This is a genomic window from Pseudomonas sp. Nvir, assembly GCF_963778085.1.
GTDB lineage: Bacteria > Pseudomonadota > Gammaproteobacteria > Pseudomonadales > Pseudomonadaceae > Aquipseudomonas > Aquipseudomonas juntendi.
Genome location: NZ_OY970405.1, coordinates 322738 through 347079 on the forward strand (window position 1 = coordinate 322738; position 24342 = coordinate 347079).

Here is a 24342-nt window from a genome sequence, read left to right on the forward strand (position 1 = left end):
GCGCTAGTTACGGCAGCAGTTCCGCCTCTGCCCATGCCCGGCCAAGCTTGTCCTTGTCTGACAGCAGCGGTGGTTGCTGCAGCCCCCAGTCGATGGCCAAGTGCGGATCGTCCCAGCGGATGCAGCGGTCGGCGCCGGGGTTGTAGTAATCGGTGGTCTTGTAGAGGAACTCGGCCGACTCGCTCAGCACCGCAAAGCCGTGGGCGAAGCCTGCCGGTATCCACAACTGGCGATGGTTGGCTGCGGACAGATCCACCGCGACCCACTGGCCGAAGGTTGGCGAGCTTTTGCGCACATCCAAGGCGACATCGCGGATTTCGCCCTGAACCACGCGCACCAACTTGCCCTGGGTGTTCTCCACCTGAAAATGCAGCCCGCGGAGCACGCCCTTGACCGAGCTCGAGTGGTTATCCTGGACGAATTCGACATTCACCCCGGTCTGCCTTGCGAACTCGCGGGCGTTGAACGCTTCGAAGAAAAAGCCACGGCTGTCACCGTAAACCGTGGGCTCGATGATCAGTACATCGGGGATTTCAGTCGGGATGATGTTCATGGCGGTTCGCTTGCCGTTCGTTAACTATTGACCCTAGTCGCCCTTCCTGGAAATTTCCGCATGCAGCAGTGACAGGATGCGTACGATATGGCCAGGGTAGGCGGCCAAGCGACGGGTGCTAGCGGGCGAACACGCATTAAATTCGATTTCTATCGATATTAGGATGAAGGTTCTCCTTAAAATCCGACGTATAAGGCTTTAAATATCGATATGTATCGGTTATAAATAGATCAACGTCTCACCGCAATCCGGCCCAGGGCCATCACAGAGGTCAACCATGAAAACCCTCAACTCCACGCCACGTGCCGATGGTTTCCACATGCCCGCCGAGTGGGCCCCGCAAACCCAGGTATGGATGGTTTGGCCGGAGCGTTCGGACAACTGGCGCCTGGGCGGCAAACCGGCGCAGGCAGCCCATGTAGCCCTGGCCAAGGCCATTGCCCGTTTTGAGCCGGTTACCGTGGCGGTTTCCGCTGGCCAGTACGAGAACGCGCGTCGCCAGCTCGACCAGCCGAACATTCGGGTGGTCGAAATCAGCAACGACGACGCCTGGGTGCGTGACACCGGCCCGACCTTCGTCATCAACGACCAAGGCGAAGTGCGCGGTGTGGACTGGGGCTTCAACGCCTGGGGCGGCTTCGATGGTGGCCTGTATGCGCCATGGAACCGCGACGAGGAGCTGGCGGCCAAGGTGCTGGAAATGGAGCGCTGCCAGCGCTACCACACCGAAGGCTTCGTGCTCGAGGGCGGCTCGATCCACGTGGACGGTGAAGGCACGCTGATCACCACCGAGGAATGCCTGCTCAACCGCAACCGCAACCCGCACCTGACCCGCGAGCAGATCGAAGCGGTGCTGCGCGACCACCTGGCGGTGGATACCGTGGTGTGGTTGCCCGATGGCCTGTACAACGATGAAACCGACGGCCACGTCGACAACTTCTGCTGTTACGTGCGCCCGGGCGAAGTGTTACTGGCCTGGACCGATGATTCCAACGACCCCAATTACGCCCGTTGCCATGCCGCCATGGAGGTGTTGCAGAACACCCGTGACGCCAAGGGCCGAGCACTAATCGTGCACAAAATGCCCATCCCCGGGCCGCTGTACGCCACGGCTGAAGAATGTGCCGGTGTCGACCACGTTGCCGGCAGCCAGGAGCGTGACCCATCGGTGCGCCTGGCCGGCTCCTACGTGAACTTCCTGATCGTCAACGGCGGCATTATTGCGCCAAGCTTCGATGACCCGGCAGATGCCGAAGCCAGAGCGATCCTTGCGCGGATATTCCCCGACCACGAAGTGGTGATGATTCCCGGGCGCGAGCTGCTGTTGGGCGGTGGCAACATCCACTGCCTGACCCAGCAGCAGCCGGCACCGGTGACGCGCTGAGTGCCAGCCCGGTGACCAAGAGGCCCGTCAGTAGATGGGCCTTTTTTTCGCACGACGCCCGGCGGCTGGTTTGGCATAGGTTTTGTATTGTTTTTCAAGGAGATAGCTTGGGTCTGCCAGGTTATCCGAGCTGTAACATTACCTACGTAGATTAGCCGCTCACGGGTTAGGGAGTACGTGTAGACATGAACGCAGCAAGTGAGTCGGCTTTGCGCCCATCGGCAGTTGGTCACCCATCGCTCAAGCGGGTCGCGGCGTGGTTGAAACACCATGGAAGCATCAGGGTCAGGACGACCGACCCACGACGTCTGCTTGCCGGACGCTACCCGCAAGGTTTGCTCAGCGATGCTGAAATGCAGGCGCTGATGGCGGTGTGGCACTAATCGACTACAGCTGTGCCGACCTCTTGGCGGCGATAGCCGCGAAGAGGCCGGTACCTGCCACACGCCCCTCCCCGCACGCACCCGGTAAATTGTCGGAGCAGTCAAGATGCCGTTTCTGACAAAAAGATAAAATCCCCGCCTACAGCGCCGACATGCATTGAAATGCCTCGTATCACGGGATGATCTTGGTTATATCAACCTGCATTTCACGACTTTTTGACATTTGTAATCGCACACGGCTAGGATTCGGCCCAACGCCTGCTGGCCACTTCCGTTGGCCATGCTGCTGCCAGAGGCCGCCCGTGCAATTGCCGGCCGGCCTTCAAGTCTGGATCCGCATAGCGTCGAACCTACGTAAGGGGCGTTGGTTCCTGGCGTTGTATTGCAGCGCGTTTTTGATTAAGCGATAAGGAAAATAACATGTTGAAAACCAGGATCAGCCTGGTCGCCCTGGCGATGATCGCCGCGACCCAGGCACAGGCCAATGATCAGGCCGAGAGCAAGGGCTTCATCGAGGACAGCCACGCCAACGTCCTTCTGCGCAACGCTTATATCAACCGTGACAAGAAGCACGGCACCGACGACCAGATCGAATGGGGCCAGGCAGTTATCGGCAACTTCTCCTCCGGTTTCACCCAAGGCACTGTCGGTGTCGGCGTCGACGCATTCGGTCTGTATGCCCTGCGCCTCGATGGCGGCAAAGGCCATAACGGTGGCGCGGGTGTCGACTTCTTCAAGCCGCACGAAACCACCAACGCCGACGGCAACGCCAGCTCGCCGCACAACCTGGCGCGTGGTGGCGCAGCCGTGAAGTTCCGCATTTCCAATACCGTGCTCAAGTACGGTGACCAGATGCCAGCACTGCCAGTGCTGCAGTACGACGACGCACGTCTGCTGCCAGAAAGCTTCACCGGCACCCTGATCACCTCCAAGGAAATCAAGGGCCTGGAGCTGAACGCCGGCCGCTTCACCCAGGAAGCGCGCAAAAGCGCCGAGCGTCGTGATGGTGGTGGCCTGAAGTCGATCAACGTGCTGGGTGGTAGCTACAAGTTCAGCGACAACTTCACCGGCTCGCTGTACACCGCAGACAACGAAGACGTGATGCGCAAGCACTACCTGGGCTTGAACTACGTCTTCCCGATCGCCAGCGACCAGTCCCTGACCCTGGACTTCAACGGCTACAAGTCGGACATCAACAACAAGTACGTCAAGGCCGCCGGCCTGAACGGCGACTCCAACACCATCTGGAGCCTGGCGGCCACCTACGCGTATGGTGCGCACTCGTTCACTCTCGCCCACCAGCGCAGCACTGGCAGCACCGGCTACAACTACGGCTGGTACCAAAACCAGGGCGGCGTGGGTGACGGTGGTTCGACCATCTACCTGGCCAACTCGTACTGGTCCGACTTCAACGCCGAGGACGAGCGTTCCTGGCAGCTGGGCTACGGTCTGGACTTCGGTGCCTACGGCATCCCTGGCCTGACCTACAAGCTGGCCTACGTAGTGGGTGACAACATCAACACCCGCAACAACGCCAACCCGCAGGGCTTCGGCGAAGGCAAGGAACGCGAGATCTTCAACCAGGTCCGTTACGTGGTGCAGGACGGCCCGGCCAAAGACCTGTCCATCAAGTTGCGTAGCTCGTTCGTGCGTACCAACAACGCCGTACAGCAGAACGGCTACAACGACGATGGCAACGAAGTACGCGTATTCGTCGAGTACCCGATCAGCATCTTCTGATGCTGAGCTGAGGGTGCTGGGGGCTGCTTTGCAGCCCATCGCGACGCAAGGCCGCTCCTACAGGCATGCCCCGAACCGGGCCCCTTGTGGGAACGGCCTTGTGTCGCAAAAGGGCCGTATCGCGGCCCCGGCGATCTGCGCCCCAACCCCAAAAAACGAGCTGCCACGCCCCCTCGGGATTCGGCTCAACCCGGTAGCAACACGCTAACCCGCAATCCACCCCCTTCGCGGTTCATCAGCAGCAGCTCACCGCCATGGCTGCCAGCGATGCGTTGCGCAATGCTCAACCCCAACCCGTATCCCCCGGAGGACTGGTTGCGCGACCCTTCGCCGCGTACGAACGGGTCGGTAATGGTCGCCAGCAGCCCCGGCGCAATCCCCGGGCCACGGTCGTCGATATGGATCAGCACCCCGCTGTTCGCCCGTTCCAGTGTGACCGAAACCTCCTTGGCATAACGCAGTGCATTGACCAGCAGGTTCTGCAGGCAACGCTGCAACAGCAACGCATCCACACGCACGCCGCCTGCCTGGCCATGCACTGGCAATGGCTCTTTTTCGGTCGCCAGGTCGGCGCACAGGCGTGCCACCAGTCGGTCCAGGTCCACCTGCTGCAAGTTCTGCTGTTCCCCGGCGCGCAGGTAGTCGAGCACCTGGCCGATCATGTCGTCCATCTGCCTGATGTTCTGCCGCAGGCGCTGGTGGTGTTCATCCTCCGGCAAGCGCTCCAGGCGCAGGCGCATGCGGGTCAAGGGGGTGCGCAGGTCATGGGACACAGCGGCGAGGAAGTATGCCTTGTCGTTGACCATGGCAATCAGGCGCTGCTGCATGGCGTTGAACGCCTGGGCAGCCTGGCGTACCTCCTGCGGGCCATCCAGTACCAAGGGCGGCTGCTCAAGATTGGTGCCCAGGCCACGGGCAGCATCGGCCAGGCGCTGCAACGGGCGCAGGCACAGGCGCACGGCAATCAGGCAGACCAGCAGCACCGCGACAATGCGCAGTGCATACACCCGCAACAGGTAATCGCTGATCAGCACCCAGGCCGACTCGCCGCTCCAGCCCTGCAGCTCCTGGCCCTCGATGATAAGCCAGTGCCCATCGGCCAATGGCACCGCAAACTGCATATGGGCCTGGGCCGTGCGCAAACCGAACAGGCTGCGCCAGACTATCGGTTGGCCCGACGCGTCGGTCAGTTGCACATTCATCAGGCGTACCGCCTGAGCATGCCCCAGCTCGTAATTGAGGGCCTGGCGCAGCAGCAATTCGATCCGCCGGCGCTCACGGCGCTGATCATGCGTTGGCTCGGGCAGGTGCTCGGCACAGCGCACCTGGTAATGAGCCGGCACTGGCAGCGCGGCATCGTGGCAGTCGGCCCGGGCGATCAGGGGCGCACTGCGCGCGGCGATCAGCCGCACGGGGGCTTCGAACACCTGGGCGAAGCGCACATCGAACCAGATGCTGCTCGACATCAGCTGCACCACCAGCGTGCCGCTGACCATGATCAGCAATAGCTGGCCGAACAGGGTGCGCGGCCACAGCCGGCGAAGCCAGCGCACCTCAGGCATCGGCCTGGTGCTGGCCCATGGTCAGCAAGTAGCCTTCGTTGCGGATGGTGAGGATCTGCGCGGCCCCGTCCGGTGCGCGCCGCAGGTGCTGGCGCAGGCGGCTGACGCACATGTCCACCGAGCGGTCATCAGGCAGGTGGTCGCGGCCAAATGCGCTGCGCGTCAGCTGGTCGCGGGAGACCACGCGGTTGTTAGCCTCCAGCAACTCGCGCAGCACCCGGTAGTCGGAGCGTGGCAGGGGCAGGGTCTGGCCATCGGGGCGCGTGAGCAGGCGCTTGACGTGCTCCAGGCGGAAGCCGGCGAACAGTTGTGCGTCGGCCCCTGCAGTGCCCTGCGCCTGGGTTTCCAGGCGTTGCGGGCGACGCAGCACCGCCTTGATCCGGGCAATCAGCTCGCGTGGCTCGAAGGGTTTGGCCAGGTAATCGTCGGCACCCACCTCCAGGCCTATGATGCGGTCCAGCGTGCTGCCTTTGGCCGACAACATGATCACCGCCAGCCCGGGTGTGGCCTGCAATTGGCGACAAAGGCTGAGCCCGTCTTCGCCGGGCAGCATCAAGTCGAGTACCACCAGATCCACCGTGTGCCTGGCCATTTGCGCGCGCATCTGCTCGCCGTCGGCCGCCTCCAGCACGTTGTAACCGGCGTCGGCCAGGTAATCACAAAGAAGTTCGCGGATCTCGTCGTCATCGTCGACGACCAGCAGGGTCGTGCTCATGCGGAAAACACCTGTCGGGTGAGGCCCAGGGGCGCTCATTACATTCAATTACATCCCCGTACATGTCGGGTCTGGCGCCGGGAGGGCCGATCCCTAGAATCCTAACAAAAAATCATCTGCAAATACGAAGCCTTCCCAAATGAATCCCTACAGCATTCCGAACGCGCTCACCCCCACCCTTGCAAACGGCAACCGCCTCAAGCCACTGGCGTTCTGCATTGCCGTGGCTATCAGTGGTGGTGCCATGGCCGCCGACAGCCAACCCCTGGAGCTGGACGCCACGCAAATCGAAGACAGCGCGCTGCTGCCCACCGACGCTGCAGGCCAGCTGGGTTACACCGTCGAGAGCACCCGCAGCTCCACCGGCCTGAACCTGACGCCACGGCAGACCCCGCAGTCAGTCACCACCATCACCCGCCAGCAGATGGAAGACCGGGGCATCCACACCATCGAACAGGCCCTGGAAACCACCCCAGGTGTAACGGCCAACAAGTCCGAAGTGGGCGGGCGTACCGATTACCGCGCCCGTGGCTATTCGATCAGCAACTGGAAGGTCGATGGCCTGCAGACCCAAGGCGGTTCTGACTTCAGCGGCAGCGGCAATGCTCTGAACATGGACCTGTACGAGCGCATCGACATCGTGCGCGGGGCCAACGGCCTGCTTGGCGGCACCGGTGACCCTTCGGCCACCGTCAACCTGATCCGCAAGGCGCCGACCAAGACCTTTGGCGGTAGCGCCTACGCCACCTACGGCAGCTGGGACAAACGCCGCCTGGGTGCCGACCTCAACCTGCCGCTGTCCGAGGACGGGCGCCTGCGCTCGCGTTTCGTGATGACCCAGCAGGACGCCAACTCGTTCCGCGACAACCAGTCCGACCGCTCCCGCGCGGCGCTAGCCAATTTCGAATTTGACCTGGACGACGCCACCACCCTCGGTGCCGGTTACCAGTACGAGTACAACAAGGTGGTGGGTGGCGGCTGGGGCGCGAACATTCCGCTGTGGTACCGCGACGGCAGCAAGACCGACCTGCCACGCAGCACCAACGTGGTGCCCAGCTGGAGCTTTGGCGAGTACACCACCCGCACCGCTTTCGGCTCGTTGCAGCACCGCTTCGACAACGACTGGACGCTGGACCTGAAGGCCTCCCAGGCCACCACCGAAGCCCTCAACCACCGCGGTTTGGCCAAGGTGAACTCAGCAGGGCGCGGTACCTATGGCGGCTACTGGGACCAGGATGGCAGCGGCGCCGTACTGAACGGCCTGCACAGCTCCACCGACACCACCCAGCAGTCGGCGCAGATCGACCTGTCTGGCCCATTCCAGCTGTTCGGCCGCACCCACCAGGCCATGGTGGGCTATAACGACAGCCGCACCGTGGGTTGGTCGCCGCAGTACACCTGCACCATGGTGGGCGACGGCATGGCCAGTGCACCGGCGTTGGGGTGCCAGTTCCGCGCCAACAACGGTTTCCCGGTCACCGATTGGCACAACGGCGTGGATGACGACTACGGCCTCATCGCCTCGCGCACCGGCCTGCACAGCAAGACCACCACGCGCTTGCAGGGCATGTACGCCGCTACCCGCCTGAGCATTACCGACCCGCTGTCGGTGATTGTCGGCGTGCGCACCAGCAACTACGCGTCGGTGACCCGTAGCGTGGCCGGCGAGCGCAGCAGCCAGGAAGAGAACGGCATCGTCACCCCATACCTGGGCGCGGTGTACGACCTCAACGAGACCTACTCGCTGTACGCCAGCTACACCGACATCTTTACCCCGCAAACATCGGAAACCGTGAGCGGCAGCAAAGTCGAGCCGATTCGTGGGCAAAGCTATGAAACGGGTATCAAGGGTGAATGGTTCGACGGCCGCCTGAACGCCTCGGCAGCGTACTTCCGCACCAAGCAGGAAAACAAAGCCGTGCTCGATGGCGACCTGACCACCCCGACCGGTGCCAGCGCCTACAAGGCCGGCTCGGGTGTGGAAACCGACGGTATCGACCTGGAAGTGGCAGGCGCGTTGACGCCTGAATGGAACGTGTACGCCGGCTACACCTACCTGCACTTCCGCCGTGTCGACAGCGACGGCCGCAGCGACCCTTCGCACCTGTTCAAAGCCTCCACCACCTACCGCCTGAGCGGCCCGCTCGACCGCTTGACCGTAGGTGCCGGTGTAACAGCGCAGAGCAACATCCGCGCTATTTCCAGCCCTGCAGGCCAGCCGGTCAACGGCGTGAGCAGCGGTGCAACCGATGTGAACTGGTCGGGTTATGCCATCTGGAACGCCATGGCCAAGTACCAGGTAACCGATGCCACCAGCGTTACCCTCAACGCCAACAACCTGTTCGACAAGCACTACTACACCCAGTACGGGTTCTATGCCGGCGGCATCTACGGTGACCCGCGCAACCTGTCGCTGACGGTAAGCACTGCCTTCTGACATGCAGGGGCGGCCTTGCGTCGCAGCCCTACGAGTTGCGCTGTCGCGCAGAGAACTCAATTCGTAAGCGCGACGCGGCCGGTGTGGGAGCGGGCGTGCCCGCGAAGAATCCAACGCTGTGGCTGGCACCGGCTACGCCGGTGTTCGCGGGCGCGCCCGCTCCCACAAGGGCCCTGCTAAATCAAGCAGTTATGTATCGTTCTATGAGAGCTTCAACCACGACAGAGGAAAATCCGTAGGCAAACGCTCTATTTCAGGGGGGGCGGCTTGAAGCCCGGCTTGCCAAGGTCGCTATCGTGGCCTGCATGCGGATCTTCCTGGTGCGACTAAATGCCATGCTCAGGAATGGCGAGCCTTGGCTGGATCTGGTGTTGCCTCAGCCGAAGAGGGCGTAGATCAACAGCCAAAATGCAGGACTCGACGATTACACGGTTCCTGTGGGAGCGGGCGTGCCCGCGAACACCGGCGCAGCCGGTGCCAGACACCGCGTCGCCTGCTTCGCGGGCAAGCCCGCTCCCACAATAAATCGCACAGGCTTTTCAAATTTTGAGAAAGACAGTTGCTCCTGCATCAAGCGAGTTGAGCGGGGCTCTGGGGCGTGGGCTGGAAACAAAAAAGGCCCACCTTGCGGTGGGCCTTTTGAGTACTGCGTATGGTGCGGCACCAGGAGTCGAATATTAATATATGTCATTGAAAATCTATGATTTATTTGTAGTGGTTAATCGAAATATCTCTAAAGCTATCGTTTTATATATAGCCGTCCGTTTAAGGTGACGAGAGATCTTTGCGTCTCTCATTATAGTGCGTGAAGGTTGGGGATTTTGAGTTTTAATCGTGACGTTCTCGCCTATCTGCTTGGCAAACTCATGCGGCGTCACATGGTCCTCGCGGTTCGCCCCCAGAAACCGGCTCCACCAGGTCATGATCATCCGGCGCTTTTCGAGGAACTCGGCCTTGTGGGTATAGGCGGCGCGCACGTTGTTGCGTTCCTTGTGGCTCATCTGCCGTTCGATAGCCTTCTCCCACAGCCCGGACTCGACCAGCGCACTGCACGCCATGGCTCGGAACCCGTGGCCGCAGATATCCACTTAGGTGTCGTAGTCCATCGCCCCGTATGCCGCATTCACCCGGTTCGCGGAAATCGTTTTCACAGTTTGGCATCCTATACGAACGCCACATTCAGGCCACCTCAAGTTGCCGAGTTACAGATCGAACTCGTTTCAGCAGGTAGGACGCAACACGATATTTCAAGCTTAAACCGCGCAACATTTCTATTCCCACCAACTGCAAGCGACTGCGCTAATTTCCCCACCCTCTGGCAACGATGCCGCCCCCCAAACTCACTATCTCGCCGTGGGTAGACCATTGAAAAAATTTGCCTTTGTAAGTGCAGCCGCGGAGCGTGAGTACAAAGAACTGCCCAAGGACGTTCAGGACGATTTCGGCAAGGACCTGCGGCGCATTCAGTATGGCCAGGACCCTGTTCGGCCGTTCAAGTCATTGACGGAATCAGTAGGAGCGGGGGCGATCGAGCTCATCATAAACGGCAGCCCGGCATTCCGATCGTGTATGTGGCCAAGTTCGCGGACATGGTCGTTGTGCTGTATTCGTTCGTAAAAACGACCAACAGGTCCGACCGGCACGCGATGCAGGTCGCCCAAGAGCGAATGAAGGAGCTCAAGCACGAGTTGCGCAAGATGGGGTACAGGATTTAGCCGCCCGGCGCTTGAGTGATCACGATCTGGGGAGGTGAACTGCCATCGTCTGTGGGAAGGTTCAGGCTGGTGCGAAAGCCAAGCTTGTCGAGCATGTCCATCATGGCGTCCAGGGTGAATTTCTCGATTTTGCCATTCGCCAACTCCGATACCCGGGACTGGGTTACGTTCAGCCTGGCGGCCGCCTCGTGTTGTTTGAGGCCCATTTTTTTGATGCAGTCGGTGATGAAGATGGAAAGGTCCATTTTCAAGGCCATTTTGCTGGCCGTTTCTGCATCGTGGATGGCGTGGAAGGGGCTTTCGTGGAATTGAAGCGGCATGGGCTTGCCTCACCAGGGATATCTAAAATTTACGATAAAATCTTAGGTGGGCTCGATGGGCAAGTCAAAGCGTTTGTGTGTGGGGGCTTTTCTTGATGGTCAGACAATGCGCCACTTGAGATTGCTGGGGATGCTGCGCAGCCCATCGCGAGGCAAGGGTCATACATTGGTGGGTGGTGGGCACATATCTGCGGCTCGGTACCGCCCGATATACACCGCCCGAAGGAGCGGCCCGCGAACACCGGCGGAGCCGGTGCCAGACGCCGCGTCGCCTGCTTCGCGGGCAAGCCCGCTCCCACAATGAATCGCACAGGCTTTTCAAATTTTGAGAAAGACAGTTGCTCCTGCATCAAGCGAGTTGAGCGGGGCTCTGGGGCGTGGGCTGGAAACAAAAAAGGCCCACCTGCGGTGAGCCTTTTGAGTACTGCGTATGGTGCCGGCACCAGGAATCGAACCCGGGACCTACTGATTACAAGTCAGTTGCTCTACCATCTGAGCTATACCGGCAATGGGGCGTCATTATAGCGATCGGTTGGCGCCTGTAAACCACTTCGTTGCGATTGTTCGTAAAAGAGCTAAGTCACCGACCTAAAAGAAGAAATTTCTTACCAGCCGCGGTGCAGGGTGGTGACGCTTGGCTCGCTTTTACCTGGGTTGAAAAACAGCTTGTCGTTGTCGCAGCCGCGCTTGCGGCAGGGGCTTTCGGTGCGCATGGGCAGACCGTTGTCACCGCCCAGCTGCATGCCGGGGTGGTTCCAGCCCAGGTTGTCGCTGGGGTGCGACGCTGGGTGTTGGGAGCAGGCCGTCAGGGCCAGGGCGAAGCTGAGCAGGGCGAGGGGCTTGGTTAGTGGCATGGGGTGGGTCCAATGTCGAATCTGGCGCAATGCCAGAAGATCGCAGGGCCGCTGGGCAGCGCGCGATTCACTTTTTAATGATTTGGGGCGCGGATGATACACCGATGTAGGTGGATTTAGCATGGGATTGCCTGGGAGGGCCTCTTCGCGGGTGAACCCGCTCCTACAGTTATCGATCAGCCTGCAGGTACGAAAATTCTGAACCTGGGACCTGAAGGCTTCAGGATCTGTAGGCTTCAGACGTATCCTACGCGCGCCGCCGAAGTATCGCTGTTGTCGGGGAAATGGCTCACGGATAACGTTTCCGGGTCGCTCAGGCGACCGGGTGTGGGAACCCGATTACGAATCTAGCGGCCCGTAATGGCGACCGTGCGCGGGCAGACTTCGGTCTGGCCGAGGCTTCCTATATTCACTCGGTTTCTCACCCTGCGCACGGTTGCCGCCTTTCAATCCGTGAGAAAGACTGAAGGCGGTAACTCCTTGAGGAATATAGGAGTTTGAAACTTGAAAATTATCACCACCGCAGGCATAGAAACCTTCCTCCCCGCCGGCAACCCCTCCCTCAATCTGCTCCGCGTCGAGCCCGGTATCCCGGTCGATGCCGCCTACGAGCATGTCTCCATCCTGATGGGCTACATCAAGCACTTGGTCCGTGAGGGCGATATGGAAGACGACCATAAATTCCTGGGTGCTGCCGATTACCTGTGCGACATGGCCAAGGCGCTGATGAACGATATCGAGATCGCCAAGAACAAGGCGCACTAGGGCCCCGCAAACGCTCCCTGCGCTAACCACAAGAAATGTTTATGCACAAGTGGCATTCGCAGCTTTAGCGAAAGCCATGCCGCATCGCTACACCGCCTGTCTTTGCGCAAATGCCTGTTTTTGCTGGGCTGCAGGAGCGCCGCGGAATAAGCCAGGTGTTTGAAATAGCGCTTGGCTCCAACAGGTAATCACAAGCTTGTTCACAGAGTTATCCACAGGTTGTGCTGCGGCTAACGGTCGCGTTCAGCGAGGATCAACAGGTTGCGTGGGGTCAGTGGATAGTCGCAGAAAAGCCCCAGCCGCACGTCGAAACCCTGCTCTTTCAGGAAGAGGGCGCGATCAAGCACCAGCCACAGCTCCAACGGCCGGCGGAACAGGTTACGCACCCGCTCCAGGTTGCGTACCTCGGCCAGGCGTTGCCAGCCTGCGGCTTCCAGCGCTGCCCAATCAGGGTTGCCGCTTAGCGGCAGGCTTTTGAGCTGCGCCAGGTCACGGCAGTAGTGCTCGAAGGGTTTCTCCAGCCAGGCCACTGGCAGGGAAGGTGTGGGCAGGTATTCGTCATGTTGCCGCTGCTGGCGTTGCAGCAGGTCGAAACCGAGGCGGCGGGCCATGGAGGCGTCGCGCTGGCGCCGCACGCGGGCGCCGGCTGTCACGGTTTCGCTCAGGGGCAGGGCAAGGTCGTCCAGCGACAGTTGCAGGCGGGAGGCTTGCGCGGCTGTGGATAACGCCTGGTACTGCTGCAGCGCGATCCGGTTGTAGCAGCACGGCGCCACGGCCAGTTGCCGGCAGCCTAGCTGGCTGGCCAGCTGCAGCAGGCGTACATGCAGGTCGCCACAGGCGTGCAGGGCAACCACGCTTTTTGCACCATCAAGATGGCGGGCGCTGTCGTCGGCCATCACGTCTTGGTGTACGTGCACGGCTGGCAGGTGATGGTGCGCACTCACGGCATGGCCAGCGGCGACCAGTTCGGCATCGTATTCCAGGCAGGTCAGCTGCTGGCCAGGTTGCAGCAGGCGGCGGCCGAGGTGGCCTTTGCCCGAGCACCAGTCCAGCCAGTGGCGGGGCTGGTTGCGGAAGGCCAGGTGGCTGGCGAAGGCTTCGATCTGCTGCCACTTGCGGCCGGGGACCGCTACGTCCAAGCGGTGGGCGGCGGGGGGCAGGTCGGTTGCCGGGAGGTTGCCCAGGGCGGATAGCTGTTCGGCTTGCCGGGCCAGTTGCGGGATCGGGGCCGGCAACAAATCGGCAGCGTCGGGGTGTTCTGCATCTGCCAGAGAGGACTTGCGCAAGTGGGCGGCGAGCTCGGGGTGGGTGGTTTCCCAGTCCAGTTGCAGGGTGGTGAAGGGGCGCGGTTTCCACAGCTGTTGGTGCTCGATCAGGAACTGGTCGAGGGCCTGGAAGCGGGTGCTTAGCTGGTCGCTGTGGAGGTAGTTGGCCATGGGTAGATGTGTGTAGGTTTTAAGGGCCTTCGCGGGCACGCCCGCTCCCACAAGTACAGCGCCAGCCTTGAATATGGCGCTATACCTTGTGGGAGCGGGCGTGCCCGCGAAGCAGTCAGTGAGCGATCAGCGGCCCTGGCTGGCATCCACGCGCAGCCAGCGCTCCAGCAGCTTGAAGCCCTGCACCAGCAAGAACGAGATCGCCAGGTAGAACACCCCGGCCGCGAAGAATATCTCCACTGGCAGGTAGGTGCGCGCGATGATGGTGCGGGCCATGCCGGTCAGTTCCAGCAGGGTCACGGTACTGGCCAGGGCACTGGCCTTGAGCATCAGGATCACTTCGTTGCTGTACGCCGGCAGGCCGATGCGCGCAGCGCGCGGCAGCATGATGTAGAACAGCGTTTTGCCCCGCGACATGCCCAGGGCCCGTGCCGCCTCGATCTCGCCCTTGGGTATCGATTGCAGGGCGCCACGCAGGATCTCGGCAATATAGGCCGCCGTGTGCAGGGTCATGGTCAGCACCGTGCACCAGAACGGATCGCGCAGGTACGGCCACAGCGCGCTGGAGCGCACGGCATCGAACTGCGCCAGGCCGTAGTACACCAGGAACAGCTGTACCAGCAGCGGCGTGCCACGGAAGAAGAAGATATAGCTGAACGGCACTGCGCGCACATACCAGTGGCGCGAGGAACGGGCGATGCCCAGGGGGATGGCCAGGATCAACCCGGCAACCACCGCAATGGCCACCAGCTCCAGGGTCAGCACGGCGCCTTCAGCCAGGCGTGGCAGCCATTTGAAGATGACTTCCCAGTTCATTATTCGGCCCTCGCAAAGCCGCGAGCGGCGCGTTTTTCCAGGAAGTACATGCCAGTCATGGCGATGACCGTCAAGCTCAGGTAGATGCAGGCCGCGACCATGTAGAAGGTGAACGGTGCCTTGGTCACGGTCACGCCGATTTGCGCGTGGCGCATGATTTCTTCCAGGCCGATCACCGACACCAGGGCGGTGTCTTTCATCAGGATCATGAACAGGTTGCCGAGGCCGGGCAGGGCGATGCGCCACATCTGCGGCAGAATGATCCGCGACAGGATGCGGCTTTTGGACAGGCCCAGCGCCAGGCCGGCTTCACGGTGGCCCTTGGGGATCGCCAGGATCGCCCCGCGGAACACTTCGGTGGCGTAGGCGCCGAAGCACAGGCCCAGGGCAATCACCCCCGCAGCGAAGGCGCTGAGCTCAAGGCCGGGCATGTTCAGGGCTTCGCCGAGGGTGTTCATAAGCCCGACGGTGCCGAAATAGATAAGCAGTACCCACAGCAGCTCGGGCACGCCGCGCACCAGGGTCGAGTAGAAACCGCCAAGCCATTGCAGCGGCTTGATCGAAGAGGTCTTGGCCAGGGCGCCAAGCAGGCCCAAAACCAGGCCCAGCAGCAAGGCGCATAGCGCCAGTTTTACGGTCATCAGGGTGCCGGCCATCATGGCCGGACCGAATCCGTGCAGGTCGATATTCATGGGCAGGTCATTCTAGGGACTTGCGCGCCGCGGGGGCGCGCAGGTCAGGGCGGATCATTCGATGCTGAACGGGAAGTACTTGTCGTTGATCTTCTTGTACGTGCCGTCGGCCTTGATTTCTGCCAGGGCCTTGTTCAGGTTGTCGCGCAGCTGGGTGTCACCCTTGCGCACGGCAATGCCGATCTTGTCGCTGTCCATCACCGGCTCGCCCTTGAACTCGAAGTTGGAGCCGTCTTTGCTTTTCAGCCACTCGTACTGCACGTACTTGTCGGCCAGGATGCCGTCGATGCGGCCGGACACCAGGTCCAGGTAGGCGTTTTCCTGGGTGTCGTAGAGTTTGACGTCTACGCCCGGGTAGTTGTCTTCAAGGTAGGTGCCGGCCAGGGTGGCGCGCTGGGTGCCGATGACCTTGCCCTTGAGCGAGGCCTTGTCGGTCTTGAAGTCGACGTTCTTCGGTGCGATGAACTGCAGCTTGTTGGAGTAGTACGGGTCGGTGAAATCGACAGCCTGCTTGCGCTCGTCGGTAATCGACAACGACGACACCAGGAAGTCGAACTTCTTGGCGTTCAGGGCCGGAATGATACCGTCCCAGTCGGAGGTCACGACCGAGCACTCGACCTTCATCTTGGCGCACAGGGCGTCGCCGATGTCCTTGTCGAAGCCGACCACATTACCGCTGGCATCCTTGTTGTTGAACGGTGGGTAGGCGGCTTCGATACCCATGCGCAGTTTTTCTGCGGCCATGGCGTTCGCCGACATCACCAGCGTGGCAGCAGCTGCCAGGAGAAACTTCTTGTAGGTGTGCATGTATTGCTCCGTTAGCGGTGGCTGGACATGAATTGCTTGCAACGCGCCGAGGTCGGGTTTTCGAAGACCTGTTGCGGCGATCCCTGCTCTTCTACCAGGCCCTGGTGCAGGAAGACGACTTCACTGGACACATGGCGGGCGAAGCTCATCTCGTGCGTCACCAGCAGCATGGTACGGCCTTCTTCGGCCAATGCGCGGATAACGTTAAGCACTTCCTGGACCATTTCCGGATCGAGCGCCGAGGTTGGCTCGTCGAACAGGATGACCTTGGGCTTCATGGCCAGGGTACGGGCAATGGCGGCGCGCTGTTGCTGGCCACCGGAAAGCTGGGCGGGGTAGCTGTGGCGTTTGTCGTATATGCCGACCTTGTTCAGCAGCGCTTCGGCGGCTTCTACAGCCTCGGCCTTGCTTTGGCCGAGTACACGGCGTGGCGCCTCGATGATGTTGTCGAGGATCGACATGTGCGGCCACAGGTTGAAGTTCTGGAAGACAAAGCCGATTTCGCTGCGCAGGCGGTTGATCTGGCGGTTGTCGGCGGCGATCAGGTCGCCGTTTTTGGCGGCCTTGAGCTTGAGGCTTTCGCCAGCGACCAGGATTTCGCCCTGGTGCGGGTTTTCGAGCAGGTTGATGCAGCGCAGCAGGGTGGACTTGCCGGAGCCTGACGACCCCAGGATGGAGATCACGTCACCGTCGCGAGCGGTCAGCGAAATACCCTTGAGAATTTCCTGCTCGCCGTAGCGTTTGTGCAGATTGCGGATTTCCAGCGCGGGCGTGGCCTGAGCCATGTGCGGTCCTCATGTGTACGGGTGCGTTCCCAGCTGTTGGCGGCCTTCCTGGCGTGCGCCAAGCTAGCATAGCGGCATTATGACGGCCAACAGGGTCGCCGGGGACTGTGGGCGCTGGTGGGGCAGTTTGTCGCATCGCTACAGCGTAACGTCGCGCAGATGTCTGCGAAGGTGTCGCCCAGCACCAGTGCCTTGATGAAAAAAGGCGCGATGGTGCCAGCTTTGGGCAGCTCATGGAAGCGGTTTTAGACCATTCGCCAGTAAACCCGACGTTCCAGGTTCCGCGCCCCTCGCAGCAGCGGGTTTGACCGCGAAGGCCTGTCCGGCGTTTCTGGTTGTACCTGTGGGTTGCACTTTTTTGCATTGCAGCGGTGCACGGGTGTTACCGAGGGGCACCTTTGGTGCGTTTGTAAGTGGGTATTTCAGTAATCTGCCTTATTAACGGCCTTTTGGTCACTTCCTGGCCGAATGCCCTCCAAACCACGCCGTGCAAGGCCCTGCGAGCATTCTGACGAATGCAGTGCGCACCTGGCGCGCTTATTGCCAGCAGGAAACCGCCGATTGCAGCGACGCCTAGTCCAACCCCAGGCGCGCTCCGTAACCGCAGTCGGAGTGGTCCACTCCTTACAAAGGTAGTTTCAATGAGCGGTAACAATACCAATGACCTCGCTCAGGGGCTCAAACAACGGCATGTGACCATGCTGTCCATCGCTGGCGTCATCGGTGCCGGCCTGTTCGTAGGCTCTGGCCACGCCATCGCGGCCGCCGGCCCGGCCGTGCTGCTGGCCTATGCCGCCGCCGGTACGCTGGTGGTGCTGGTAATGCGCATGTTGGGCGAAATGGCAGTCGCCTCGCCTGACACCGGTTCGTTCTCTACTTATGCCGACCGTGCCATCGGGCGCTGGGCCGGCTTCACCATCGGCTGGTTGTACTGGTGGTTCTGGGTGCTGGTGATCCCGCTTGAGGCCAACGCCGCTGCGGCCATTCTGCATGCCTGGTTCCCGGCTGTAGACCTGTGGGCCTTCTCCCTGGTCATCACCCTGGCGCTGACCCTGACCAACCTATGCAGCGTGAAGAACTACGGTGAGTTCGAGTTCTGGTTCGCCCTGTTGAAAGTGCTGGCCATCATCGGCTTCATTGCTGTGGGTTGCGCGGCCATGTTCGGCCTTGTGCCCAATAGCCAGGTCAGCGGTGCCAGCCACCTGTTCGATACCCAAGGCTTCATGCCGAACGGCCTGGGTGCGGTGCTGGCGGCCATGCTCACCACCATGTTCTCGTTCATGGGTACGGAAATCGTCACTATCGCCGCTGCCGAATCTAAAGACCCAGGCAAGCAGATCAGCCGCGCGACCAATTCGGTGATCTGGCGTATCTGCCTGTTCTACCTGGTTTCGATCTTCCTGGTGGTGGCTCTGGTGCCGTGGAACGACCCGGCGCTGGCCGAAACCGGTTCCTACCAGACCGTGCTCAGCCGCATCGGCGTGCCGAATGCCAAGTTGATCGTCGACATCGTGGTGCTGGTTGCGGTGACCAGTTGCCTGAACTCGGCGCTGTACACCTCTTCGCGCATGCTGTTCTCGCTGAGCAAGCGCGGTGATGCCCCGGCTGTTGCCCAGCGCACCACCAAGGCCGCTACGCCGCATGTGGCGGTATTGCTGTCCACGGCTGCAGCGTTCCTGTGCGTGTTCGCCAACTTCGTGGCCCCGGCCCAGGTGTTCGAGTTCCTGCTGGCAAGTTCGGGTGCGATTGCGCTGCTGGTGTACTTGGTGATTGCCGTGTCGCAACTGCGCATGCGCGCACAGCGTGAGGCCCGTGGTGAGAAGATCACCTTCAAGATGTGGCTGTTCCCGGGCCTGACCTGGGCGACCATTGCCTTCATCGTGGCGATTCTGGTGGTGATGGCCCTGCGCGAGGACCACCGTGCCGAGATTATCGCAACGGCGCTGCTGAGCATTGGTGTGGTAGCGGCTGGCTTGCTGGTGCACCGCAAGCGTGAAGCTGCCGGGCGGGTGGCGCTGGATAACTGATCCACGCTGGCTGCACTGAAAAGGCCGCGTCCTGAGAGGGGGCGCGGCCTTGTTTGTTGCCTGGGCCGGCCCTTTCGCGGGCATGCCCGCTCCCACCAGGGGCGGCGTTGCCCTCGGGCTTGTGCTTGACCTGTGGGAGCGGGCGAGCCCGCGAAGAGGCCGGTACAGGCTACATGGCCCTGTCAGCCAAACTGTTTTTGCTGCTGCTTGGCCACCAGCTCGGAGGCCGCTACATAGGCCGCCTGGAACTCATCGCTCTCCAGCCAGGCCATGGTCGCCTCTTCATCGGCGCCGTCGAGCCACGCGCGGTAGGCGGTGAACACCAGCACGATATAGTCGGTGGCGTGTTCTTCCTTGTGCCCCTTGAGAACCAGCGCCAGAAGCGGGTCTACCAGGAATACCGAAATCATCGGCACCAGGCCGCCGCTCTCCTGTGCTTCCTTCATTTTGGTGAACATGGCGTCGTAGCTGCCCGACTCCATCGCCTTGTTGTACACCTGCTCGACGCTGGCGCTGTCACCGGCACTGGCCTTGACCGCCTGCCCGCTGCGTACCATGCGGTTCTGCTTGGCCTTGCTGGCGGCACGCTTGGCGCGTTTTTGTTGCTTGGTAGGGGTGGCCATGAGGGCTTGAATCCTTGGGTGTGTTCGGTAGGTGCGCGTATTGAAGCGCAGTTGCCCAGGAAACCCAAGTGCAGCTGCTGGAGGGGGCAGGGCAGGGCCCCCCGCACAAACAGTTTGAAACAGCTACACATTGTCTGTAGTGTGAACTGTGGTTTACATTTCCTTCATTCATACATTAATCCAGACCGAAACCTACCGAAGGTGGTTCGTAGCACTGCGGGATCCGTGGGCGAAAGCTCGCATAAACGCCCGGTTGCGGCGGTTGGAGCTCGGAGTGAAGGGTGACTGTAAGCCAGTTGCTGATGGGGTGTCCGAGCTTCGGGTCGATTATGGTCCGGGCTATCGGGTGTATTTCGTTCAGCGAGGTTATGAAGTGATCATCCTTCTGGCAGGTGGCGACAAATCTAGCCAAGCCAGGGATATCAAATCTGCGCTCAAGCTGGCTCGTGACCTCTAGGAGACCATCATGACAAACATCAAACTGACCAAATGGGACGCTGTGGACCATTTGAAAACTGAAGAGGACATGGCCTTGTACCTTGAGGCCTGTCTGGAGGAAAACGACCCTGCACTGCTCGCTGCTGCCTTGGGTGATATCGCTCGCGCTCGTGGTATGGCTCAGTTGGCACGTGATACTGGGCTCACGCGGGAAGGGTTGTACAAGGCCTTGTCTGCTGAAGGTAATCCGAGCCTGGCGACCATCATGAAGGTAATGGCGGCGCTTGGCGTTCGGCTCCATGCCGAAGTGCTGCCACGCTCAGTGGGGTAAAGCTTATGGGGCCTTGGCGGCGAAATGCTTTAGCTGCCAAAGCTTGAGCAAAAACCGCAGACAACAAAAAACCCGCACTTGGCGGGTTTCTTGTTGTCGCTTCGGGTAACTTTGCAACCACCAGAAGCTTGAAGGTGGTGCCCAGAGACGGAGTCGAACCGCCGACACGAGGATTTTCAATCCTCTGCTCTACCGACTGAGCTATCTGGGCGACGAGGTGAATTAAATAGATTTTCTCCCGGGCCGTCAACGACTTTTTCAAAAAATTTTAAATTAATTCCGTCGCTTACGGTTCGTGGGGTCATTCCGAGGGTGGCACGTAGCCTTCCGCCTGGGCGTATTCCTCACCGGCGAAAAACTTGTCCATTTCAGCCTGGAGGAATTTGCGGTCCTCGGCGTTCATCATGTTCAGGCGCTTCTCGTTGATCAGCATGGTCTGGTGCTTCTGCCAGTCGGCCCAGGCTTTCTGCGAGATGTGTTCGAAGATGTCCTGGCCCTTGGCGCCGGGGTAGGGCGGGCGTTCCAGGCCTGGCAGTTCTTCTTGGTATTTGCGGCACATCACGGTGCGGGTCATCAGGCATCTCCTGCAATCAGTTCGTCGGCCGCGCGCTTAAGCAGTTTTTTCACCGGGGCGGCAAGGCCCAGGCGCGGCGGGGTGGCGAGGTTATACCAGAGCCAGTCAGCCTCGGCCACGTGCTCGCCAAGCGGCGCGACACGTACCAGCCAGGGCTCGATCGCCAGCTGGAAGTGGCTGAAGGTGTGGGTCAGGCCATCCATGGCCTGGCTGCCGGCCAGGCGCAAACCGTGCTGGTAGGCCAGGTCGTCGAGTTGGGCGATGTCGTCCAGCTCTGGCAGGCTCCACAAGCCACCCCACAGGCCGCTGGACGGGCGCCGATAAAGCAGAATGGCGCCCTCGTGGTTGGCCAGCAGTGGCATCAGCGTGCGGCGCTGCGGCAGCGCCTTGCGCGGTTTGGGTTCGGGGTAGCGGGTTTCTTCACCGTGCAGGTGGGCTTCGCAGCCACGTTGCAGCGGGCAGATCAGGCAGCTGGGCTTGCTGCGCGTGCACAGCGTGGCACCCATGTCCATCATGGCCTGGGTGTAGTGGTTGGCGCGCTGCTGCGGGGTAAAACGCTCGGCCGTGGCCCACAGCTGGTTGGCCACCTTCGGTTCGCCCGGGTAGCCGCCCTGGGCGGTGAAGCGGGCCAGCACGCGCTTGACGTTGCCGTCGAGGATCGGCGCGCGAATGCCCATGCTGATGCTGGCGATGGCACCGGCCGTGGAGCGGCCGATACCGGGCAGCTCGGTGAGCTGCTCGACACTGCGCGGGAACTCGCCACCATGTTGCGCCACGACGATCTTCGCGGCTTTTTGCAGGTTGCGGGCGCGCGTGTAGTAACCCAGCCCGGTCCACAGGTGCAGCACTTCGTCTTCGGGCGCTTCGGCCAGCGCCTGCACGGTCGGCAGCGCCTGCATGAAACGGTCGAAGTAGTTCAGTACGGTGCTGACCTGGGTTTGCTGCAACATGATTTCCGACACCCACACCCGGTACGGGGTTATGCCCTGTTGCCAGGGCAGGTCGTGGCGGCCGTGTTCGTCGTACCAGTCCAGCACAGCGCTGGAGAACTGCTCTGGGGTCATCGCTTGAACAGCCCCTTGAGCGCGTCTTTCAATTCCGGGCTCACTTTGTCTCCGAGTTTTTCATCGAGTTTTTCGTCGATCTTGTCTTTGAGGCGGTCACCGGCCAGCTTGGCTGCGACCTTGCCCAGGCCGTTCTGGTCCAGGCGGCAGGCCTTGGCGCCCAGCTCCAGCGGGCCGCGGCAATGCAGCGGTACTTCAACCCCCACATAGCGCTCGTTGACCTGGCAGGCCGGGTCCGGCATGGCACGCTGGTCGCCTTCGACGATCACGCCGATGTTGTAGTCCATACCCAGTACACGCAGGTCGAGGTCGCCATGGCCGTTCACGGTCAGGCCCGGGATGCGTGCCTTGAGGTCCGGGTTGCTGGCAACGCCATTGCGCACCACCAGGCTGCCACGCAGTTCCTGGAACGGGGTGTCCTTGCCGCGTGGCTCACCGGTGAGGGTTTTGCGGTTGAGGGTGGCGATGGCCTGGCACAGTTGCTGCTCAAGGTTGGCATTGACCAGCACACCGTCGTTGATGGTGAAGTTTGCACTGCCATTGAGCGTGTCTACCAGTGCCTTCTGGCTGTTGCCGGTGGCGGTCAGATCACTGGTCAGGGTCAGCAGGCCCTTGACCGGTGGTGCCTGCTCCTTGCCGTCGGCCTTGATGAAGTGCTCCACCGGCACCCGTTGGATGCGGGTGCTGACCCCCAGCTGTGGCACGGCAGGGCGCACATCGACCGTGCCCTTGGCGTCGAAGGTGCCGTTGTACAGGCCGCCGCGCAGGGTTTGCAGGGTCAACAGGCCGCCCTGGCCGCTGGCCTTGAGCTGGGCGTCGACGATCGGCAGTTTGTCGAGGGTCAGCGAGCCAAAGGCCAGCTCGGCCTGCAGGTCCAGCGTACGCAGGCGGTCGACCGGCAGCAGCTTGTCATCGCTCCAGGCTACCTGGGTCGGTGCGTTGGGCAGCGGTGTGGTGCCGGCACCGGCAACCGCGCTGGCTTCCTGTTGCTTGACCTCGGCCTGGCGCGCCGCCGTGGCGCCTTTGGCTTGTTCGCTCTTGGCTGGCAGGTAGCGGTCGGCGTCGAAGCTGTCGCCTTTCAGCTGCAGGCGCAGGGCTTGCTTGGCGAAGTCTTCGATGGCGACGCGGCCGCTGAACGAGCTGTCGTCCAGCTTCACCGCCAGGTCATCCAGGCTCAGGCTGCTGGGTGTGCCTTGCAGGCGGGTCACCAGCTCCAGCTTGCCGAAGGCTGCCGGGTCGTTGGTTGCCGGCAGCGGGTGGCCGATGCCGTCCAGGAAGGTGCGCAGGTCGAACTGGGCAATGGACAGGCCGCCGCTCAACTGGGGGGTCTTGTCCAGGTCGCGCAGGTTCAGTTCACCCAGGGCGCGCAGTTGGTTGGCCGAGACTTTCAGGCCGTTCCAGGAGGCGACATTGGCGGCCATGTCGACCAGCAGCTGGCCTTGGGCAACGAAGGCCACCGTTTTGCCGCCGGTCGGTTCACCCGAAGTTTCGCCCGACAGGCGCATGTCCTCGAAGTTGTAGCGCTTGAGCTTGCGGTCGAAACGCAGTTCGCCGGCCAGCTCGGTGCGTGCTTTGATATTCGGCTGGTTGGCACTGACAAAAGCACTGGCCTTGAGCGGGATGTTCGCGCCTTCATGCACGGGGCCGGTGCTCAGCTGGATGCTTTCAGCGCTGTAGCTCTGGCCGGTCTTGGCGTCGGTGTACTGCACCCGGGCGTTGTTGACGGTCAGGCTGTCGATGTCCAGCTTGACAGGGCGTTCGTTGCCGTCGGCGGCCGCGGGTTTCTGCTCGGAGGGGGCCTGGGCCGGCGCGTCGGTGGCAGTGCCAGGCTGCGCAGGCAGCGGCTTGCCAATGTCTTCCCAGTTGCCATGGCCTTGTTCGTCACGGGCCAGGGTCAGGTTCAGGCCCTCGACGCGCACGTCGCTCATTTGCACCTCGCGGCGCAGCAGCGGCAGTACCCGTACCGACAAGCCGAGCATCTGCAGGTCGGCGAACGGCTCTTTGGGTTTGGCCAGGGTGGCGATGCTGGCCTCGTGCAGCTCCAGGCCCAGCCATGGGAACAGGCTCCAGCCGATATCACCGTTGAGGGTCAGTTCGACATGTGCCTTGTCGCGCGCCAGTTGGCGAATCTCGTCTTTATAGTCGTTGGGATCGAATAGGTGGGTCAGGGCGAAGCCCAGCGCCACGATGATCAGCAGCAACCCGAGAAGCCCCAGTCCCAGGATTTTGCCGAACGCTTTCATGGGCGAATCCTTGTAGTCCGATTTTGAAATTCAAGCGGCTGAGTATAGCGCCGCCATGGATATCCCTGCGTATTCGAC

At 61.5% G+C, this 24342-nt stretch carries 23 protein-coding genes, 2 tRNA genes and 2 pseudogenes; 10 read left to right on the plus strand and 17 right to left on the minus strand.

Going from position 1 to position 24342, the window contains the following annotated elements; genetic code table 11:
* Positions 1 to 7: 7 nt before the first annotated feature.
* Entirely contained in the window at positions 8 to 553 is a 546-nt protein-coding gene (rfbC, locus tag AACG97_RS01740) for a dTDP-4-dehydrorhamnose 3,5-epimerase (RefSeq protein WP_009684782.1), read from the minus strand.
* A gap of 277 nt (positions 554 to 830) precedes the next feature.
* Between rfbC and aguA the strand changes: the two genes are divergently transcribed.
* The 3 genes from aguA (at position 831) to AACG97_RS01755 (ending at position 4060) form a co-directional block, all read left to right on the plus strand.
* Complete coding sequence (aguA, locus tag AACG97_RS01745; RefSeq protein ID WP_009684781.1) at positions 831 to 1937, plus strand: agmatine deiminase; 1107 nt, start codon at positions 831 to 833, stop codon at positions 1935 to 1937.
* A gap of 185 nt (positions 1938 to 2122) precedes the next feature.
* Entirely contained in the window at positions 2123 to 2320 is a 198-nt protein-coding gene (locus AACG97_RS01750; protein ID WP_080709188.1) for a hypothetical protein, read from the plus strand.
* A 420-nt stretch (positions 2321 to 2740) separates the two neighbouring features.
* Positions 2741 to 4060 (plus strand): OprD family porin, encoded by a 1320-nt coding sequence (locus AACG97_RS01755; protein WP_029885603.1) that lies wholly within the window; start codon positions 2741 to 2743, stop codon positions 4058 to 4060.
* A gap of 185 nt (positions 4061 to 4245) precedes the next feature.
* Here the strand turns inward: AACG97_RS01755 and AACG97_RS01760 are convergent, their stop codons facing one another.
* Together AACG97_RS01760 and AACG97_RS01765 are read right to left on the minus strand one after the other, a co-directional pair.
* Complete coding sequence (locus AACG97_RS01760; RefSeq protein WP_197886445.1) at positions 4246 to 5622, minus strand: ATP-binding protein; 1377 nt, start codon at positions 5620 to 5622, stop codon at positions 4246 to 4248.
* Positions 5615 to 6337 (minus strand): response regulator, encoded by a 723-nt coding sequence (locus tag AACG97_RS01765; protein WP_009684778.1) that lies wholly within the window; start codon positions 6335 to 6337, stop codon positions 5615 to 5617. Before AACG97_RS01765 ends, AACG97_RS01760 begins: the two co-directional genes overlap by 8 nt.
* 139 nt (positions 6338 to 6476) lie before the next feature.
* On the opposite strand from AACG97_RS01765, the gene AACG97_RS01770 reads away from it, so the two are divergent.
* Both AACG97_RS01770 and AACG97_RS27925 read left to right on the plus strand, forming a co-directional pair.
* Positions 6477 to 8774 carry a TonB-dependent siderophore receptor gene (locus AACG97_RS01770; RefSeq protein ID WP_115293251.1) on the plus strand — a complete coding sequence of 766 codons (2298 nt, stop codon included), beginning with the start codon at positions 6477 to 6479 and terminating at the stop codon, positions 8772 to 8774.
* A 278-nt stretch (positions 8775 to 9052) separates the two neighbouring features.
* Positions 9053 to 9169, plus strand: a pseudogene (locus tag AACG97_RS27925) (IS110 family transposase); the annotation flags it as partial.
* A 438-nt stretch (positions 9170 to 9607) separates the two neighbouring features.
* On the opposite strand, the pseudogene AACG97_RS01775 reads toward AACG97_RS27925, so the two are convergent.
* Positions 9608 to 9922: pseudogene (locus AACG97_RS01775) on the minus strand (tyrosine-type recombinase/integrase); the annotation flags it as partial.
* Positions 9923 to 10363: 441 nt separating this feature from the next.
* Here AACG97_RS01775 and AACG97_RS01780 point away from each other — a divergent pair.
* Positions 10364 to 10489 (plus strand): hypothetical protein, encoded by a 126-nt coding sequence (locus AACG97_RS01780; protein WP_232109437.1) that lies wholly within the window; start codon positions 10364 to 10366, stop codon positions 10487 to 10489.
* Here AACG97_RS01780 and AACG97_RS01785 read toward each other — a convergent pair.
* The 3 genes from AACG97_RS01785 to AACG97_RS01795 form a co-directional block, all read right to left on the minus strand.
* Positions 10486 to 10809: a helix-turn-helix domain-containing protein gene (locus AACG97_RS01785; protein WP_197885733.1), complete on the minus strand. Its 324-nt coding sequence runs from the start codon at positions 10807 to 10809 to the stop codon at positions 10486 to 10488. The genes AACG97_RS01780 and AACG97_RS01785 overlap by 4 nt on opposite strands.
* Before the next feature lie 431 nt (positions 10810 to 11240).
* Positions 11241 to 11316: transfer RNA gene (locus AACG97_RS01790), tRNA-Thr, on the minus strand.
* A 98-nt stretch (positions 11317 to 11414) separates the two neighbouring features.
* On the minus strand, positions 11415 to 11663 hold the full coding sequence (locus AACG97_RS01795) for a hypothetical protein (protein WP_009682865.1): 249 nt from the start codon (positions 11661 to 11663) through the stop codon (positions 11415 to 11417).
* 504 nt (positions 11664 to 12167) lie between these two features.
* On the opposite strand from AACG97_RS01795, the gene AACG97_RS01800 reads away from it, so the two are divergent.
* A complete protein-coding gene (locus AACG97_RS01800; protein WP_009682866.1) occupies positions 12168 to 12428 on the plus strand; it encodes a DUF3077 domain-containing protein in 261 nt (86 codons plus the stop codon).
* Between the two features lie 230 nt (positions 12429 to 12658).
* Here the strand turns inward: AACG97_RS01800 and AACG97_RS01805 are convergent, their stop codons facing one another.
* From AACG97_RS01805 to AACG97_RS01825, 5 genes are all read right to left on the minus strand, one after another.
* Positions 12659 to 13864, minus strand: a complete 1206-nt coding sequence (locus tag AACG97_RS01805) for a methyltransferase (protein WP_197885735.1) — start codon at positions 13862 to 13864, stop codon at positions 12659 to 12661.
* A gap of 126 nt (positions 13865 to 13990) precedes the next feature.
* Positions 13991 to 14680, minus strand: coding sequence for an ABC transporter permease (locus AACG97_RS01810; protein ID WP_009682869.1), 690 nt, complete (start codon positions 14678 to 14680; stop codon positions 13991 to 13993).
* Positions 14680 to 15372, minus strand: a complete 693-nt coding sequence (locus AACG97_RS01815; RefSeq protein ID WP_115293254.1) for an ABC transporter permease — start codon at positions 15370 to 15372, stop codon at positions 14680 to 14682. The genes AACG97_RS01810 and AACG97_RS01815 overlap by 1 nt, the downstream gene beginning before the upstream one ends.
* Positions 15373 to 15426: 54 nt before the next feature.
* A complete protein-coding gene (locus AACG97_RS01820) occupies positions 15427 to 16179 on the minus strand; it encodes an ABC transporter substrate-binding protein (RefSeq protein WP_009682871.1) in 753 nt (250 codons plus the stop codon).
* 11 nt (positions 16180 to 16190) lie between these two features.
* On the minus strand, positions 16191 to 16964 hold the full coding sequence (locus tag AACG97_RS01825; protein ID WP_009682872.1) for an ABC transporter ATP-binding protein: 774 nt from the start codon (positions 16962 to 16964) through the stop codon (positions 16191 to 16193).
* A gap of 641 nt (positions 16965 to 17605) precedes the next feature.
* Here AACG97_RS01825 and gabP point away from each other — a divergent pair.
* Entirely contained in the window at positions 17606 to 18991 is a 1386-nt protein-coding gene (gene gabP, locus AACG97_RS01830) for a GABA permease (RefSeq protein ID WP_197885736.1), read from the plus strand.
* A gap of 182 nt (positions 18992 to 19173) precedes the next feature.
* Here the strand turns inward: gabP and AACG97_RS01835 are convergent, their stop codons facing one another.
* Positions 19174 to 19614 carry a hypothetical protein gene (locus tag AACG97_RS01835; protein ID WP_009682874.1) on the minus strand — a complete coding sequence of 147 codons (441 nt, stop codon included), beginning with the start codon at positions 19612 to 19614 and terminating at the stop codon, positions 19174 to 19176.
* Positions 19615 to 19780: 166 nt separating this feature from the next.
* Between AACG97_RS01835 and AACG97_RS01840 the strand changes: the two genes are divergently transcribed.
* Positions 19781 to 20071, plus strand: a complete 291-nt coding sequence (locus AACG97_RS01840; RefSeq protein WP_197885740.1) for a type II toxin-antitoxin system RelE/ParE family toxin — start codon at positions 19781 to 19783, stop codon at positions 20069 to 20071.
* A gap of 9 nt (positions 20072 to 20080) precedes the next feature.
* Positions 20081 to 20383, plus strand: a complete 303-nt coding sequence (locus tag AACG97_RS01845; protein WP_029887656.1) for an addiction module antidote protein — start codon at positions 20081 to 20083, stop codon at positions 20381 to 20383.
* Positions 20384 to 20518: 135 nt separating this feature from the next.
* Here the strand turns inward: AACG97_RS01845 and AACG97_RS01850 are convergent.
* The 4 genes from AACG97_RS01850 to AACG97_RS01865 form a co-directional block, all read right to left on the minus strand.
* Positions 20519 to 20594: transfer RNA gene (locus AACG97_RS01850), tRNA-Phe, on the minus strand.
* A gap of 90 nt (positions 20595 to 20684) precedes the next feature.
* Complete coding sequence (locus AACG97_RS01855) at positions 20685 to 20957, minus strand: oxidative damage protection protein (RefSeq protein WP_009682876.1); 273 nt, start codon at positions 20955 to 20957, stop codon at positions 20685 to 20687.
* Positions 20957 to 22021: an A/G-specific adenine glycosylase gene (mutY, locus tag AACG97_RS01860; RefSeq protein WP_009682877.1), complete on the minus strand. Its 1065-nt coding sequence runs from the start codon at positions 22019 to 22021 to the stop codon at positions 20957 to 20959. Before mutY ends, AACG97_RS01855 begins: the two co-directional genes overlap by 1 nt.
* Positions 22018 to 24264, minus strand: a complete 2247-nt coding sequence (locus AACG97_RS01865; RefSeq protein ID WP_009682878.1) for an AsmA family protein — start codon at positions 24262 to 24264, stop codon at positions 22018 to 22020. Before AACG97_RS01865 ends, mutY begins: the two co-directional genes overlap by 4 nt.
* Positions 24265 to 24342: the final 78 nt, after the last annotated feature.